Source organism: uncultured Chitinophaga sp., assembly GCF_902168175.1.
Classification (GTDB): Bacteria; Bacteroidota; Bacteroidia; order Chitinophagales; family Chitinophagaceae; genus Chitinophaga.
Map to the genome: position 1 here is coordinate 127,458 of NZ_CABHOU010000021.1, position 16,091 is coordinate 143,548.

Sequence of the window (16,091 nt, forward strand, 5' to 3'; positions counted from 1 at the left end):
CGGCCCTTTCGGATTATTTAAGTCCCAACCTTACAGTTTAGGCGCTTTTTCTACGATTTCAACAGCTTCAGACTCGTTAGCCAACTGGTTTTTCTTGTCGAAGTCAACAAGAACCGGGGCAGCTACAAAGATAGAAGAGTAAGTACCAGTGATTACACCGATGAGCATTGCGAATGCAAAACCACGGGTAGCTTCACCACCGAATACGAACAGGATCAGGATCGTGAGGAATACGGTGAACGAGGTCATGATCGTACGGCTCAGGGTATCATTGATCGCTTTGTTTACAGTCAGGTTCCTGTCAAGTCCTTTACCATTGCGGAAGTATTCGCGGATCCTGTCGAACACGATCACGGTATCGTTCATAGAGAAACCGATAACGGTCAGTATGGCAGCAATGAAGTGCTGGTCAATTTCGAGCGGGAAAGGCACCACGTTACGCAGGAAGGAGAATACCGCGAGGGTAACCAGTACGTCGTGCAGCAGCGCGAAGATAGTACCGAGCGAGTATTGCCATTTGCTAAAGCGGATGAGGATGTACAGGAAGATCACGATAATAGACAATACCGTTGCTTTCACCGCACCTTTACGAAGGTCGTCGGAGATAGTAGGCGATACTGTTTGTGAGCTTACCACGTATCTGGCCATAAACGATTCGTACGAGGTACCTGTAGGGTAGTATGCCTGCAAACCTTCGAACAGTTTCTGAGAAACTTCTTTCTCTACGTTCTGGCTAAGGTCTTCAATTTTATAAGAAGTAGTAATGTTCAGTTGTTGTGTAGTTTGACCTACTGTTTTCACGAAAGGCTCTGATTCAAATACTTTCGCCAGTTTCTCCCTTACTTCTTCGCGGTTTACTTTGTTGTCGAAACGGATCGTGTAGTTACGGCCACCGGAGAAGTCTACACCGTGGTCGAAACCGTTGAAGAACGAAGCAACACCCAGTACCATTACCACAGCAGAAATAACGTATGCGATCTTACGTTTTCCAACGAAGTCGAAGTTCGCATGTTTGAATATCCTGCGGGAAATTGGCGTGAAGTATTGGAAATGACGTTTTTTGTTAGTCCAGAAGTCGGTAACCATACGTGAAACGAGGATACCGCAGAACAGGGACAGCAACAGACCGATGATCTGGGTAGTTGCGAAGCCCAGTACGGGACCAAGACCAAAGTAGAACAGGATGATAGCCGTTAACAGGGAGGTGATGTGACCATCCAGTACTGGGGCCAGGGATCGCTGGTAGCCGTGTTTCACAGCTTCCTGGTACGTTCGGCCGCGGTCCAGTTCGTCTTTTATCCTTTCAAATATGATTACGTTCGTATCCACAGCCATACCGATGGTGAGTACCAGACCGGCAATACCAGGCATGGTGAGCGTAGCGCCCAGCGATGCGAGGATACCTACGGTGAACAGCAGGTTGAGGATCAGGGCGATGTTAGCCACCCAGCCGGCAGTGTTGTAGTACACCAGCATCAGCACGAAAATCACTGCGAAGGAGATGGCGAATGATTTTGCACCAGCGGCAATAGACTCAGCACCCAGGGTTGGTCCAACGATCTGTTCCTGTACAATTTTGGCAGGAGCAGGCATTTTACCGGATTTCAGGATGTTGGCAAGGTCAGTTGCTTCCTCTATTTCGAAACTGCCGCTGATAGAAGACTGGCCGTTCGGGATCTCGTTCTGGATAGAAGGAGCCGAATAAACTATACCATCCAGTACCACCGCTACATAGTTGTAAGTAGTGAGGTCTTTAGGGTCGGCTGGTTTCAGCTCGCTGGTAAGCCTGCGCCATTCGCGGGTACCAACTTCGTTCATCGACATGGAGATTTCAGGACGGTTGTTCTGGTCGAAGCTCTGTCTTGCATCGCTCACCATTTCACCGGTAACTTTTGCTTTAGGGTTGATGGGGTTGATTTTCAAACCATACACCATAATATAACCCTTAGCTCCATCTGCACGTTCGTTAGCACCCCATGCCAGTACGAAGTCCCTTGGGAGGACTGCTTTCACGGAAGGAAGGCAAAAGTAACGACGGAGGGTAGCAGTATCTCTTACATTCACCTGGCCGATAGCAGAAGAAGGAACGATCCTGTTTTCCTGGTCCATCATGGGGATCATGATGCTGAACAGGGGATTTTCTTTCTGGAAGTCTGCCTGCATTTGCGCCTGGTTCTTTTTAGCGGAATCCAGTTTGTTGGTACCGCTGTCTTTTGCCAGGATGGCCTCGATGCTTGCGTTCTTAGAAGTGTCGCCCGGGGTAGCTGCGGCCGGGGTAGCGGTGGCAGCTAAGGCAGCAGAATCTTTAGTAGCGGTAGTATCCTGCACTTTAGCGTAACCGAGGTATGTTTTAATCGCCTCATTCGCTGGTTGCAGGGTAGTTACGAAGAACTGCTCACTGTTTTTATGTACTTCGCGGAACTCCAGGTTTGCACTGGCCTGCAGATATTTACGTACGCGTTCTGCGTCGTCCACACCTGCCAGTTCCACAGAGATGATACCTTTGTTTTCGTCCAGGCTGATGTTAGGCTGCGCTACACCAAACTTGTCGATCCTTCTCTGAAGTACGAGGTAGGTATTTTTGATAGCAGCTCCTGCCTCGCGGCGGATCACGTTCAATACCTGTTCGTTAGAAGAATTGAAATTCAGGTCTTTCTGGCTGGCGTTAGCGAAGATAGCTGCCAGGCGGCCCTGTGGGGCAATCTGTGCATAGGCTTCGCCGAACAACGTAACGTAGTCGGACTGGCTTGTTTTCTTCATTTCTCTGGCTTTCTCGAGTGCCTGACTGAAGGCTACGTCTTTAGAATGGCCTGAGAGGGAGCGGATCACGTCTTCCACGCTTACATCCAGCACAACGTTCATACCTCCCTGGAGGTCGAGACCTAAATTAAGTTCTCTTTCTTTCGCTTTGGCATAGGTGGTAAACCAGGGAAAACCCGCAATTTCTTCACTGCTGGTACTGTCAATAATCTCTTGTCTCCTTGCTTTGAATAAGCCTTTCAGCGTGTCGTCCTGATAGCGCTCCTGCAGTTCCTTGTTTCCGGGATATTTTTTATCCGCGGAAGGATACTGTTTGGCCACATAGTCGTTAGCCTGCTGATCTATCTTCTTTTCATAGTTCCGCACCACAAACGTGAAGGACAATTGATACAAAGAGATAAGGATTAGTGCGACAGCAAAAAATCTAACCAGTCCTTTAAGTTGCATGTTGATTCGGGTTTATAATATAATTTTTTTAAGAGTTGCAAAGATAGAATTTAAATTGATATATTAAAGTCCCGTTCAAAACTCTTGCAAATCCTTTATCTGCCTGATTTTGAATGGATTTTGACCGTAACAATTTTTTCTATGCCATACCGTCATGCTTGCTTTGCAACTATACTTTTACTGGCGGCAGCCTGCCATACTACGAAAAATATGCGAAAAAACAGCCCTGAGGACGCATCTTTTGCGAAAATATTACGCAGCGATCCCCGCCTGAAACCCGTTCTGGACAGTCCGGCGGAGTACCGGCTGCAGGTAATTTATACCCGCATCGACCGCGACGAACACAACCAGCCGCATTTTACGGAATTCCGCTACGATGTAGATACAGCGCGGTACTTCTACCCTGCCTCTACCGTCAAAATGCCGATTGCGCTGGCCGCCCTGGAGAAAATCAACGATCTCCGCATCCCCGGCCTGACAAAATACACGACCATGTTTACCGATGGTCTGCCAAACGTCAATACCGCCGTCACGGCCGATTCTACCGCCGAAAACGGCATGCCCTCCATAGCGCATTATATCAAAAAGATATTCCTGGTAAGCGATAATGACGCAGCCAACCGGCTGTATGAATTTGTTGGTCAGCAGGAACTGAATGAAAACCTCTGGAAAAAGGGCTACACCGACGCGCAAATCCGCCACCGGCTTGACATGCCGCAGCTTAGTCCCGAAGCCAACCGCCATACCAACGGCGTACGCTTCGAAAAAGAGGGCAAATTGCTGTACATACAGCCCGAGCGCTACAGCAGCCTGGCCTTTCCGCTCCGCAACGATGCCGTTGGCAAAGGTCATATGAAAAACGGCCAGTTAGTAAGCACTCCTTTCGACTTTAGCCTCCGCAACCGCCTCACCCTGCCCGACCTGCACCAGATGCTGAAAAGCATTATTTTTCCGGAAAATGTAACTTCTGCCGCCCGCTTCCGTTTAATGGAAGACGATTACCGGTTTTTGTACCGTTATATGTCGCAGTTGCCAACTGAAACGCGTTACCCGGCTTACGATACATCGGAATTTCATCACACATATGTAAAATTCCTGCTGTTTGGGGCCGATAAAGCAGCAAAGGTGCCCGCCGGACTGAGGATTTTTAACAAACCGGGCTGGGCGTACGGATTTTTAACAGATGTGGCCTACATTGCAGACTTCGACAATCATGTAGAATTCCTGCTCTCTGCCACCATCTACGTAAATCGCGACGGGGTAATAGGCGACGACAAATATGACTTTAAAACGGTGGGTGAGCCTTTCCTCAAAGCATTGGGCGAAGTAGTTTACCAGCAAGAATTAAAAAGGGAAAGAAAATACAAACCAGACCTTTCACGTTATAAAGTTGATTATGAAAAACAATAAAATAAACCATAAACCACAAGAGAGCATGCTAAAAAGAACGAACCGACTCTGGACGCTGGTGGCAGTAGCCGCACTGATGACAGCAGGACTAACCTCCTGTCTTAAAAAAGGAGACAACGCTCCTGCTAAACCCTACGCTGTACTGGCCCTGTTAAACGCGGCTGTACACCCAGGTTCTGTAGACGTATATCAGAATTCAAAAAAGATAACCACTGGCGCTTTTGCTTCCGGCAAATACGCTTTATTGCAGATAGATCCGGGTACACAGGAATTCGGCTTCAGAAAATTCGGCTCCGACAGCACGCTGGATTCTGACCTGGCTTTGTATGACACCCTGGCATGGCATACACTGGTGTTGTATAACAACTACTCACCAGGTAGCACTGACAGCTCTGTTCAGTTGGCAAACCTTATCGAAAACTACACCGGTATTGAAACTACCAAAGCTAACATCCGCTTCTTCCACCTTAGCCCGGATGCCGGCATTGTAAGGTTCTTCGTAAACGACGTGGAAGTACATGCTAACCGTACCTACGCCGACTTCGTGGGCAGCAGCAGCTACCGTTCCTACACAGCGGCCAACACCGGCGCTATTAAATTCGAGGCAAGGGCGGCAGATGGTACTACCGTTATTGCATCTAAAACAGACCAGGTAGCAAATGGTAATGTATACACCATTTATTTAAGTGGCCTGGTGAATATAGCCGGCACTGATCCGCGTAAAGTTGCATTGTCTGTTTACTGGCACAATCCATATTACCTGAACTAGGCTTAATATTATACAGATACTTAAAGGGAGCATGCTTATGCTCCCTTTTCTTTTTCCTCAAGGTTTTTTTATGTAGGTTTGCCGCGGTCAATCCAGCCAAAATATAATTCTATGTTACAACTAGCAGAAAGACTTTCGAGGATATCCGAACCGCAGACGATTAAAATGGCCAAACTGAGCCGTGAGTTGAAGGCACAGGGAATAGACATCGTAGACCTTAGTATCGGCGAGCCCGATTTTGATACGCCGGCGCATATACGCGAGGCGGCTAAAAAGGCGATAGATGAAGGGTTTACACACTACACTCCCGTAGCCGGTTATCCCGAAGTAAAGAAAGCGGTAACATTAAAACTGCAGCGCGACAATGGTCTTACTTATACACCAGAGCAGATCGTCGTATCTACCGGTGCTAAACAGAGCATTGCGAATGCTGTACTGAGCATTATCAATCCGGGTGATGAGGTGATCATCCCTACTCCATATTGGGTTACATACTCCGAACTGGTAAAACTTTGCCAGGGTGTGGTTAAATTTATTCCCTGCAGCTTCGAGAACACTTATAAAATTACGCCCGCACAACTGGAAGCAGCCATCACGCCTAAAACCAGGCTGTTCATGTTCTCCTCTCCCTGCAATCCTACCGGTTCCGTTTATTCTAAAGAAGAACTGGAAGCGCTGGCAGCAGTATTTGCAAAACATCCACAGGTTTACATTCTTTCCGACGAAATATACGAGTACATCAACTACGTTGGCAAACACACCAGTATTGCCAGCATTGGCGACCTGCAGGAGCGCACGATCATTATTAACGGCCTTAGTAAGGGGTTTGCAATGACCGGCTGGCGCCTGGGTTACCTGGCTGCTCCGCTGCACATTGCCAAAGCGGCTGATAAAATCCAAAGCCAGTTCACTTCCGCCACCTGCTCCATCACCCAAAAAGCAGCAGTAACAGCGCTTACAGGCGATCTGGACACAGCGCATGCTATGGTAACAGAATTCCGCAACCGCCGGGCATTTGTGTACAATGCCATGAAAGAAATTAAAGGCCTGGTGGTAAACGAACCCGATGGCGCGTTTTACATGTTCCCGAACGTGAGTGCCTTCTTCGGCAAATCGGCCGAAGGCTTTACCGTCAACAATGCCGACGAGCTTTGCATGTACCTGTTGCACAAAGCAAACGTATCGCTGGTTACCGGTGCCGCGTTTGAACAGCCCGACTGCCTGCGTATGTCCTACGCTACTTCCATGGACAAACTAAAAGAAGGTTTAAAAAGACTGAAAGAGGGCCTGGAAAAACTACAGTAATTACTGCTGTTTTGCCAGATCAAGCAGTTTGGGATGCAGTTGCATTACCTGGCCGATCACAGACTGTTGCTCGTTATTGAAGATCACGAAATCGGATAATTTCATCTTGATCGTTTCGTCGATCTGTTTGTGCATGCGGGCCAACACTTCGTTGCGGGTAACATTATCGCGCTTCATTACGCGTTGAATACGGAGCGCTTGTTGCGCGTACACACAGATCACCTTATCTACATGATGAAACGCTTCTGTTTCGAACATCAGTGCGGCTTCGCGCAATACGTAAGGCGTTTGCTGTTCCTTTGCCCAGGCAAGCGAATCGCGGATAGTGGCGGGGTGTACAAACGAGTTAAGAAGTTGTAATTTTTCCGGGTCATTAAATACGATATTGGCGATATACTTCCGGTCCAGTTCTCCGTTTTCGAGGTATGCCTTTTCACCGAAAGCCTCTTTTATACTGGCCACCAGGGCTTCGTCCTGTGTCATCAGTACTTTCGCACGATCGTCTGCGTAATATACGGGGATGCCTAGTAACTCAAATATCCTGGCAACAGTGGTCTTTCCTGATCCGATACCACCCGTAAGGCCGATAATCATCATAACTTAAGTGTCTTGTTCCGTTTGTAATGTCGGTATTAACATGGAATATTCCAAAAAGCACAAGGCCCGTTCATCAACTGAACAGGCCTTGTAAATAATATCGTTAAACGAATTACTTTTTAACTTCAGCTTCAGGCTTGTTAAGCGCCTGAGAGTACTCCATGCTGATAGCAGAACGCTCCATGGTAACTTTGGTACCAACAGCGATTTCTACCACGATAGTTTTTTCGATATCGTTAATCTTAGTGATTTTACCGTGGATACCTGCGATAGTAACGATTTTATCACCTTCGCGCAGGCTTTCACCGAACTGTTTCTGCAGTTTAGCTTTTTTAGTCTGAGGACGGATCATGAATAACCACATTACCAACACCATACCGCCGATAAAAACGAAGCTCATAACGCTGCTTCCGCCACCTGACCCACCAGCGGGAGGAGCCATCAGCAGTGAGTTTAATAAATTAATGTACATCTTATTGTGTGTTTATTGTTTTACGATTTATGCTTTTTTAATGATCGTACACTGAACTTTAGGTCCTTTCACGTACGGAGGTTCGGTGTTTGCTTCGATAGTAATTTCCTTTTCAGTAAAACCTTCCGGTTTGCCTTTACTGTTAAATACCACTTTCATATAACCACTTTCTCCTGGTTTGATGGGCTCTTTAGGCCATTCAGGGATGGTACAGCCGCAGGTGGCGGAAGCGTTGCGGATGAGCAGACTGCCTTTACCAGTGTTAGTGAATTTGAAGGAGTATTCCACTACTTCGCCTTCCTGGATCTTCCCGAAATCATGCACCGCATTTTCGAAAGTAATAACTGGCAGTTCGCCTTTATTTTCGCCGGCCGAAAGTGCTGCTCCGCCCTGCTTTTCCTCTGTTTTGCCCTGGTTATTGCAGGACGCTGTTAGTATGCCTAATGCCAGGATATACAACAATTTCTTCATATACAATACGGGAGTTTGACGTAAAAATAGCTTTTCCCCTGAGCTTTCCTATTTTTTTGTGCGGTCGGTTTTCTGGATCTGTCCGGCCTGTTCCAGGTCTTTCAGAATATTATCCAGGATACCGTTCACAAACTGCCCGCTTTGCGGCGTGCTATAGGCTTTGGCCAGGTCTATATATTCGTTGATGCTCACTTTTGTAGGGATCGTCGGGAAATAGAGGAACTCACATACGCCCATTTCCATCAGCAGCATATCTACAGAGGCAATACGGTCCGAATCCCAGTTCTGAAGTTTGGGTTTGATCAACTCCAGGCAGTATTCCTTTTTATCTATAACCGTGCGAAGCAGTTCTCTGGCATATTCCAGCTTTTCTTTGCTGATGAGCTGCAGGAAGTTGAACAGCTGTGGTTTGGCGAAGTAGTTGCCGATCAGGAGGTTCATCATTTCAGCATCGTCGCCCCAGTTAAGGAAGCTATCGTCCATATGCTGGAGGAAAAGCTCGCTTTTGCTGAGTATCTCGCGGTAAATGAACTCCAGGATACTTTTCTCGGTGGCTTTGTTACGGCCCTCTTCAGCGATGTATGCTTTATAAGTATCCGTATCGGCCAGCGAGTTATACAGTTTACGCAGCAATTCCTGGTCTGGAATGTATTTAAGCTTCCAGTGATCGAGGTTTACCTTAAACCCCGTGTCATTAATGATCTGGTACAGGTATTCGTTACCGGCGATCTTCGTGCTTACGTTCAGGTCCTCCTGCGAAGGGAGGTGCTTGGACGAGCGCGTCTGAGCGTCGGTTTCGGCATATTGCGCCACCTGTGTTACCATGTACAGCAGGTAAGTAAATACCTGGCTTGTCTGGTCCAACTTCTCATTCAGCAGACCTGTGGCTGTACCAGGCTTAACCTGTTCCATGGTGTCCAGGGTGTACAGCGTCTGCATTACCTTTACTCTAATGTTTCTTCTACTAATCATGCATGCAAAATGGCGGCAAATCTACGTTTTTATGAGGACATGCCGAAATTTGTTCCGGGCGCCTGCCAAACACTGCCATTCCAGGTAGGCGCGCTGCCACTTAACTGAAAAATTGACATTATTGACAGTCTGTTGCCAGTTACTTATCTTCGCAACCTGCAATTTTGACCCAAAAGGGCTATTGGCATAATTCTCGTTAATTGGAATCGCACTAAACTTACAATCTTTTTAAACTACAATAACCATGGCTAAGTCTAAATTAAGTATTAAACCATTGGCTGACAGGGTAATCGTTAAACCCGCAGCAGCAGAGGAAAAAACAGCAGGCGGCATCATCATCCCGGATACGGCTAAAGAAAAGCCGCAGAGAGGTACTGTAATCGCAGCTGGTCCTGGTAAAAAAGACGAACCAGTTTCCGTTAAAGTGGGCGATACTGTTCTTTACGGCAAATACTCCGGCACTGAAATCAGCCTCGAAGGTGAAGATTACCTGATCATGCGTGAATCTGACATCCTGGCTGTAGTTTAATTTACATTCCGGTATAAGAACAACTGAACAACAAACTTTAAAAAAACAAGTACAATTCCATTTATATGGCAAAACAAATTTTCTTCAACATCGACGCCCGCAATAAGATGAAGAAGGGTGTAGATACCCTGGCAGATGCGGTGAAAGTTACCCTGGGCCCCAAAGGCCGTAACGTAGTGATCGAAAAGAAATTCGGCGCTCCCTCCATTACTAAAGATGGTGTTACTGTAGCTAAAGAAATCGAACTGGAAGACGCTATCGAGAACATGGGTGCTCAGATGGTGAAAGAAGTAGCATCTAAAACTGCAGATATTGCAGGTGATGGTACTACTACTGCTACCGTTCTGGCTCAGGCAATCATCGGCGAAGGCCTGAAAAACGTAGCTGCAGGTGCTAACCCAATGGACCTGAAGCGTGGTATCGACAAAGCTGTTAAAGCAGTTGTTGAGAACCTCCAGAAACAGTCTGAAAAAGTAGGTAACGATAATAAAAAGATCGAGCAGGTTGCTACCATTTCTGCAAACAACGATGCAGCTATTGGTAAACTGATCGCAGAAGCAATGAAGAAAGTAACCAAAGATGGTGTTATCACTGTTGAGGAAGCGAAAGGTACCGACACTACTGTAGAAGTGGTAGAAGGTATGCAGTTCGACCGCGGTTACCTGTCTCCTTACTTCATTACCAACAGCGAAAAAATGCAGGCTGAACTGCAGAACCCTTATATCCTGATCTACGACAAGAAGATCAGCACGATGAAGGACATCCTGCACATCCTGGAGAAAGTTGCTCAGCAGGGCGCTCCCCTGGTGATCATCTCTGAAGACCTGGAAGGTGAAGCACTGGCTACCCTGGTGGTAAACAAACTGCGTGGTACGCTGAAAGTTGCTGCTGTTAAAGCTCCTGGCTTTGGCGACAGAAGGAAAGAAATGCTGCAGGATATCGCTACCCTTACTGCGGGTATCGTTATCAGCGAAGAACAAGGATACAAACTGGAGAATGCCGACCTGACTTACCTGGGCCGCGCAGAATCTATCACTATCGATAAAGACAATACTACTGTTGTAGGTGGTAAAGGCAAAAAAGCTGACATTCAGAGCCGTATCGGTCAGATCAAAGCTCAGATCGAAGTAACTACTTCTGATTACGACCGCGAAAAATTACAGGAGCGCCTCGCTAAACTGAGCGGCGGTGTTGCGGTACTTTACGTTGGTGCTGCTACTGAAGTAGAAATGAAAGAGAAAAAAGATCGCGTTGATGACGCGCTCCACGCTACCCGCGCTGCCGTTGAAGAAGGTATCGTTCCTGGTGGTGGTGTTGCTTACATCCGTGCTATCGAAGGTCTGGAGAAACTGAAAGGTTCCAACGAAGACGAAGCGACTGGTATCCAGATCGTTAAACGCGCCGTAGAAGAGCCTCTCCGTCAGATCACCGCTAACTGTGGTCTCGAAGGTTCTATCATTGTTCAGAAAGTGAAAGAAGGTAAAGGTGACTTTGGCTTCAACGCCCGCACTGAAACTTTCGAGAAACTCCTCACTGCAGGTGTTATCGATCCTACTAAAGTGACCCGCATTGCACTGGAAAACGCTGCCTCTATCGCAGGTATGCTGTTAACCACTGAGTGTGTGATCGCCGACAAACCAGAACCTAAAGCTGCAGGTGGCCACGCTCACCCAGGCGCTGGTGGTATGGGTATGGATTACTAGTCAAATACGGAAATTCCCATATGAAAGAGGTTGCCGGACAGGCAGCCTCTTTTTTTTATGCCCTGCCACCTGTAACTTTGCCCAGCCTCAACCGTTTTACCTGTAACACCACCAGCCGGTTTTTAATTATGATGATAAGATCTGCAATTGTAACAATACTCTGCTCAATACTGGCACTTACTGCCTGTACCAAGGAAACGTCTGAGAAAGCGCTCGATGGCATTGTACAAAACCTTCAGGAGGATTCGCTGTTCAGGAACTATTTTACCGAAAAAAACATCGATAGCATCTGGCGCGATCCCTCGGGCCTGAAATACCGCATCCAGAAAACAGGTTCCGTTGAATCCATTAAACCGACCTCCGTCCCTACCGTGATATTTACCACCAAACTGCTCAACGGCAAAGTGGTACAATCTTCCCAGGGCTTACCCACCAATTTTGACGGCCGCATGTTAAAAGAACATATTCCCGGTTGGCAAATAGGGATCCCAAAAATCGGAAAGGGTGGCCGGATCATGCTTTTCATTCCTTCTGCGCTCGCTTACGGCAGTGCCGGTATCAGCAACCTGGTACCACCTAATTCACCGCTTGTTTGCGAAATAGACCTCGTTGACTTCAAAGACTAGCAGAAATTCTTACTTTTATTCTCAATTTCAATAACGTACACATGAAGATGAAGCACTTTTTAAGCCTGACCGCAGTTTGCCTGGTGTTGTTGGTAACAGCCTGTAAAAAAGAGGACAAGGAGAAGTTTAACGCAGCGGAACAAGCAGCGAAAGATGAGTTAGCCATTAAAAACTACATCGACACCGCCAATATCGAAGGCATGATCCGCGACTCCACCGGCCTGTACTACAAAATACTGACGCCCGGCACCGGTACCGATACCATGAAACTGACTTCTAAAATGAAGGTAGCGTATACTGGTAAACTGATGAACGGAACTATATTTGACACCACCGGCGACTCCACCTCCACTTTAAATGGTGCGATGCTCATGCAACTGGTGAAAGGCTGGCAGTACGGTTTACGCAAAACCACCCAGGGCGGCCGCGTATTGATGATCATTCCTTCCGGCTTAGGTTACGGCCAAAGTTCTTCCGCGAAAATCCCCGCCAACTCGGTGTTGATTTTCGACATGACTTTAGTGGAGGTTTACCTGAACTAATTAACAACATATAATATTGTAGAAAGCACTCCATTGCGGAGTGCTTTTTTATTGAGGCGAACAGGGCCGTAGATGTCCGCGGATGAATAGTGCCTATGTATTGGATACAGAAGAGTACATACTATCCCTCCTCTTTACGAACACAGCCATAGGAGCAAAAATTGGGGGGAGTCGAACAAATGCGGACAAATGCCGGAAAGTTAGGGTAAGATCAGGCCACCACGACCGTACTATCCCCTTCCCGACCCCGGAGAAAGTGACCCTGGCGCTATGGAAGAATTAAACATAGCCCAATGTTGAACAACCGCTGAAGAGTGTGACACAACGGTGGCTGGGGAGTGAACTGCTGCCTGTCCCATATTAACTTTCTCACGCATTCGTCATTTGGTGAAGGGGATAAAAACAGCTATCCCTTATCTTTCCTTACTTTTGAAGACTAAACTCATTATTGTGGCGCACGAGTGCATTTCGGTTTTCGATATATTTAAGATTGGTGTAGGACCATCCAGTTCACATACGCTTGGCCCATGGCGGGCGGCTATGCGCTTTTTGCACGAGCTGGAGGGGAAAGGACAGCTTTTTAACATTACCCACGTTACGGTGCTGCTTTACGGTTCACTCGCCAAAACCGGTTACGGACACGGTACCGATGTGGCCGTGCAGCTCGGCCTGGCCGGCGACGATCCGGTTACTTTCAACGTAAACAACATTACCCCAAAGATCACCGACATCCGGCGGATGAAGAAACTGGTGCTGGCGGGCAAACATGAAATAGATTTTGACCCGGTAGAAGATATCGACTTCCTGTACGAAGAATCGCTGCCGTTCCACCCCAACGCCCTTACGTTTTTGGTAACGATGGCGGACGGGGAGCAGATCGCATCGACCTACTACTCTATTGGCGGCGGTTTTGTGGTAAAAGAGGGAGAAGAAAATGCTTCGGGCATGCAGGTAGACCTGCCCTTCCCTATAGACACTGCACGCCAGTTGCTGCAATGGTGTATTAAAACCGGCTATTCCATTTCTGAAGTGGTGATGGAAAATGAGATAGCCTGGAGGCCTGAAGAAGAAACACGTAAAGGTGTGATGAACATCTGGCGCGTGATGAAAGAGTGTATATACCGTGGCTCCCATACCTCCGGCGAGTTACCCGGTGGTTTACAGGTAGCACGCAGGGCGGCGGCGCTTAACACCAAACTGCTCAAAGGCAGAACTTACAACGATTACGAAAGCTGGGTAAAAGCCATCCGCGAAGGTGGCAGTCACTTTGCCTATACACTCGACTGGGTAAGCTGTTTCGCATTAGCCGTGAACGAGGAAAACGCCTCCTTCGGCCGCGTGGTAACTGCCCCTACAAACGGTGCTGCCGGTGTTATACCAGCCGTGTTGCAATACTACATTACCTTCTGCGACGGATATGAGGACGAAAAGATCCTCCGCTTTGTGCTTACGGCTTCCGAAATAGGCAGCATCTTTAAAAAACGCTCCACTATTTCGGCCGCCATGGGTGGTTGCCAGGCAGAGATAGGCGTATCATCGGCTATGGCAGCGGCGGCCCTTACCGAATGCCTTGGCGGCTCGCAACGGCAGGTACTAATGGCAGCAGAAATTGCAATGGAACACCACCTCGGCCTTACCTGCGATCCTATCGGCGGACTGGTACAGATCCCCTGCATCGAACGCAATACCATGGGTGCCATCAAGGCCATCACGGCCTCCCAACTGGCCCTGCAAAGCAACCCCGAACTGGCAAAAGTATCGCTCGATGCCGTGGTGAAGACCATGTGGGACACCGCCCAGGACATGAACTCCAAATACAAAGAAACGTCCGATGGCGGCCTGGCAGTAAACATACCGATCAGTCTTCCAGAGTGTTAAGAAAATATTTTTCTTTAATCATTCAGGATAAGTGCAGAAAATATAATAATTACTTGTTATGTTTGTGCCGTTAAAATTAATACGACAATGAACTTTTCCAGTCGAGACCTATTGTACGCAGTCATCACCATCGGTGCTATTGTGTTAGTTTACGTTACTATCAAGGATTTATTAAAGAAGGACAAAGGTGACAAGGGAGAAAAAAGTAATCCCGGCCCGGCATCACAAAGCGGTGTTGCGAATGCGGCGTTGCCATTACAGTTGCAGGCTTACGAAAGGATCGTACTTTTTGTAGAGCGCATCACCCCTCAAAACCTCATTACCCGTGTTTACCAGCAGGGGCTTACCGTGTCGGACATGCAGATTGGTCTTATACAGACCATTAAGGCGGAATTCGAGCATAACATTTCCCAGCAGATCTATGTATCGGCCGAGGCCTGGGAAGCCGTAAAAACGGTTAAAGAGCAGGTTACCTCCATAGTTATTCAGGTGGCCAGCAAACTGCCAGCCGATGCGCCCGGTATGACCCTGAACAAAGGTATCCTGGAAATATTCCTGCAGGCCGGCGAATCGCCCGCAGATATAGCTGCCCGTATTATCAATGCTGAAGCTAAAAAGCTGATGAATTAGTAGCCCTTTTCGGCATTAATCACTTCATTAAAAAGGTATCCCCGCCCGTTAAACAGGATGTATAACGGTTTGGAGCGGTACCAGGGTTTGCCCTCTTCCCTGGCATGCACCTGGATGTGCAGATGAGGCTCGGCACTAAAGCCGGAATTACCTGCACATCCCAGTGGTTGCCCCTGCCCTATTACATCGCCTTCTTTTACCATCACACTGCCCTTTTTCAGGTGCGCGAGAAATACTGTATAGGTATCGGTTTCTATCACCACCATATTCGTATTCTTAGGTCCGCGTTCCATGTTAGGTGGAATGTTATCGGGATTATCAGTTTCGGCGCGTATCACGCGGCCGCTGCAGGGTGCATACACGGTATCACCGAAAATGGCGTAGTCGCTGAGATTGTGCGAAAACACGCTACTGGCGCGTCCTCCGTATTTGGTCAGCTGCACAATGTCCATCGCGTAAATGGCACCGCGAATACTAAAGTGGAAGAAGTTGCTCGGTAAACCCTTACCACCCTGTAGTACGAAGTAACGGCCGGTTTTAAAAGGGAAAGCAATGTTTACCGTATCGGGTGTACCGGTAGTGCCGGTGAAGTACAGGGTATTAAGCACCAGCATCAGCACCGTAAAAAAACTAAGGCTCACTTTACGCCAGGTAGCGAGGTTTTTACCCGAGGGCTGATCTTTCCGGCGGCGTAACAACGCGTACAATGCCAGTAATAAATAGAGGATACCAAAACCATATCGGATATAAATACTCAGGTATACCCAGGTGCCGTAAAGATAAATAAACAAACCTAAAGCCAGTGAAAGCGCAGCCTGAAAACCCGCATCTGGCAAGGGCTTTCGGGAAGCGGTGTAAACGAGGCGTAAACTGTATAGGGCCAGGATAATGGTAATAGACAACAGAACATAGTTAATCATAGCCGGACTTCGAATTTTATCACAAATTATCGTATTCAATGTAAACTGGATGTTAACAGC

Annotated in this window: 15 protein-coding genes; 9 read left to right on the forward strand and 6 right to left on the reverse strand. The window is 47.6% G+C overall.

Annotated elements, in window-relative coordinates:
• Positions 1-30: 30 nt before the first annotated feature.
• The gene (secDF, locus tag QZT80_RS02650) at positions 31-3,207 is read right to left on the reverse strand and encodes a protein translocase subunit SecDF (protein WP_295117326.1); all 3,177 of its coding nucleotides are present in this window, start codon (positions 3,205-3,207) and stop codon (positions 31-33) included.
• Between the two features lie 210 nt (positions 3,208-3,417).
• On the opposite strand from secDF, the gene QZT80_RS02655 reads away from it, so the two are divergent.
• The 3 genes from QZT80_RS02655 (at position 3,418) to QZT80_RS02665 (ending at position 6,691) form a co-directional block, all read left to right on the forward strand.
• Entirely contained in the window at positions 3,418-4,617 is a 1,200-nt protein-coding gene (locus tag QZT80_RS02655; RefSeq protein ID WP_295117328.1) for a serine hydrolase, read from the forward strand.
• 25 nt (positions 4,618-4,642) lie between these two features.
• A complete protein-coding gene (locus QZT80_RS02660) occupies positions 4,643-5,386 on the forward strand; it encodes a DUF4397 domain-containing protein (RefSeq protein ID WP_295117329.1) in 744 nt (247 codons plus the stop codon).
• Between the two features lie 111 nt (positions 5,387-5,497).
• Entirely contained in the window at positions 5,498-6,691 is a 1,194-nt protein-coding gene (locus QZT80_RS02665; RefSeq protein ID WP_295117331.1) for a pyridoxal phosphate-dependent aminotransferase, read from the forward strand.
• Here QZT80_RS02665 and coaE read toward each other — a convergent pair whose 3' ends face one another.
• From coaE to nusB, 4 genes are all read right to left on the reverse strand, one after another.
• On the reverse strand, positions 6,692-7,288 hold the full coding sequence (gene coaE, locus QZT80_RS02670; protein ID WP_295117332.1) for a dephospho-CoA kinase: 597 nt from the start codon (positions 7,286-7,288) through the stop codon (positions 6,692-6,694).
• Between the two features lie 112 nt (positions 7,289-7,400).
• On the reverse strand, positions 7,401-7,760 hold the full coding sequence (gene yajC / locus QZT80_RS02675) for a preprotein translocase subunit YajC (protein ID WP_295117334.1): 360 nt from the start codon (positions 7,758-7,760) through the stop codon (positions 7,401-7,403).
• 27 nt (positions 7,761-7,787) lie between these two features.
• The gene (locus QZT80_RS02680) at positions 7,788-8,231 is read right to left on the reverse strand and encodes a DUF1573 domain-containing protein (RefSeq protein ID WP_295117336.1); all 444 of its coding nucleotides are present in this window, start codon (positions 8,229-8,231) and stop codon (positions 7,788-7,790) included.
• A gap of 48 nt (positions 8,232-8,279) precedes the next feature.
• A complete protein-coding gene (nusB, locus tag QZT80_RS02685) occupies positions 8,280-9,170 on the reverse strand; it encodes a transcription antitermination factor NusB (protein WP_295117337.1) in 891 nt (296 codons plus the stop codon).
• A 271-nt stretch (positions 9,171-9,441) separates the two neighbouring features.
• On the opposite strand from nusB, the gene groES reads away from it, so the two are divergent.
• The 6 genes from groES to QZT80_RS02715 all read left to right on the forward strand — a co-directional run bounded on the left by groES (position 9,442) and on the right by QZT80_RS02715 (position 15,111).
• Entirely contained in the window at positions 9,442-9,732 is a 291-nt protein-coding gene (gene groES, locus QZT80_RS02690) for a co-chaperone GroES (RefSeq protein ID WP_367112847.1), read from the forward strand.
• Between the two features lie 65 nt (positions 9,733-9,797).
• A complete protein-coding gene (gene groL, locus QZT80_RS02695; protein WP_295117339.1) occupies positions 9,798-11,435 on the forward strand; it encodes a chaperonin GroEL in 1,638 nt (545 codons plus the stop codon).
• Positions 11,436-11,563: 128 nt separating this feature from the next.
• On the forward strand, positions 11,564-12,061 hold the full coding sequence (locus QZT80_RS02700) for an FKBP-type peptidyl-prolyl cis-trans isomerase (protein ID WP_295117340.1): 498 nt from the start codon (positions 11,564-11,566) through the stop codon (positions 12,059-12,061).
• Positions 12,062-12,102: 41 nt separating this feature from the next.
• Positions 12,103-12,603, forward strand: a complete 501-nt coding sequence (locus QZT80_RS02705) for an FKBP-type peptidyl-prolyl cis-trans isomerase (protein ID WP_295117341.1) — start codon at positions 12,103-12,105, stop codon at positions 12,601-12,603.
• Positions 12,604-13,032: 429 nt separating this feature from the next.
• Positions 13,033-14,481 carry an L-serine ammonia-lyase gene (locus QZT80_RS02710; RefSeq protein ID WP_295117342.1) on the forward strand — a complete coding sequence of 483 codons (1,449 nt, stop codon included), beginning with the start codon at positions 13,033-13,035 and terminating at the stop codon, positions 14,479-14,481.
• 87 nt (positions 14,482-14,568) lie between these two features.
• A complete protein-coding gene (locus QZT80_RS02715; protein ID WP_295117343.1) occupies positions 14,569-15,111 on the forward strand; it encodes a hypothetical protein in 543 nt (180 codons plus the stop codon).
• Here the strand turns inward: QZT80_RS02715 and QZT80_RS02720 are convergent.
• Complete coding sequence (locus QZT80_RS02720; RefSeq protein ID WP_295117344.1) at positions 15,108-16,031, reverse strand: M23 family metallopeptidase; 924 nt, start codon at positions 16,029-16,031, stop codon at positions 15,108-15,110. The genes QZT80_RS02715 and QZT80_RS02720 overlap by 4 nt on opposite strands.
• Between the last annotated feature and the right edge of the window lie 60 nt (positions 16,032-16,091).

Coding starts and splice junctions, on each gene's coding strand:
- secDF (WP_295117326.1), bottom strand. CDS start 3,207: ATGCAACTTAAAGGACTGGTTAGATTTTTTGCTGTCGCACTAATCCTT.
- QZT80_RS02655 (WP_295117328.1), top strand. CDS start 3,418: ATGCGAAAAAACAGCCCTGAGGACGCATCTTTTGCGAAAATATTACGC.
- QZT80_RS02660 (WP_295117329.1), top strand. CDS start 4,643: ATGCTAAAAAGAACGAACCGACTCTGGACGCTGGTGGCAGTAGCCGCA.
- QZT80_RS02665 (WP_295117331.1), top strand. CDS start 5,498: ATGTTACAACTAGCAGAAAGACTTTCGAGGATATCCGAACCGCAGACG.
- coaE (WP_295117332.1), bottom strand. CDS start 7,288: ATGATGATTATCGGCCTTACGGGTGGTATCGGATCAGGAAAGACCACT.
- yajC (WP_295117334.1), bottom strand. CDS start 7,760: ATGTACATTAATTTATTAAACTCACTGCTGATGGCTCCTCCCGCTGGT.
- QZT80_RS02680 (WP_295117336.1), bottom strand. CDS start 8,231: ATGAAGAAATTGTTGTATATCCTGGCATTAGGCATACTAACAGCGTCC.
- nusB (WP_295117337.1), bottom strand. CDS start 9,170: ATGCAGACGCTGTACACCCTGGACACCATGGAACAGGTTAAGCCTGGT.
- groL (WP_295117339.1), top strand. CDS start 9,798: ATGGCAAAACAAATTTTCTTCAACATCGACGCCCGCAATAAGATGAAG.
- QZT80_RS02700 (WP_295117340.1), top strand. CDS start 11,564: ATGATGATAAGATCTGCAATTGTAACAATACTCTGCTCAATACTGGCA.
- QZT80_RS02705 (WP_295117341.1), top strand. CDS start 12,103: ATGAAGATGAAGCACTTTTTAAGCCTGACCGCAGTTTGCCTGGTGTTG.
- QZT80_RS02715 (WP_295117343.1), top strand. CDS start 14,569: ATGAACTTTTCCAGTCGAGACCTATTGTACGCAGTCATCACCATCGGT.
- QZT80_RS02720 (WP_295117344.1), bottom strand. CDS start 16,031: ATGATTAACTATGTTCTGTTGTCTATTACCATTATCCTGGCCCTATAC.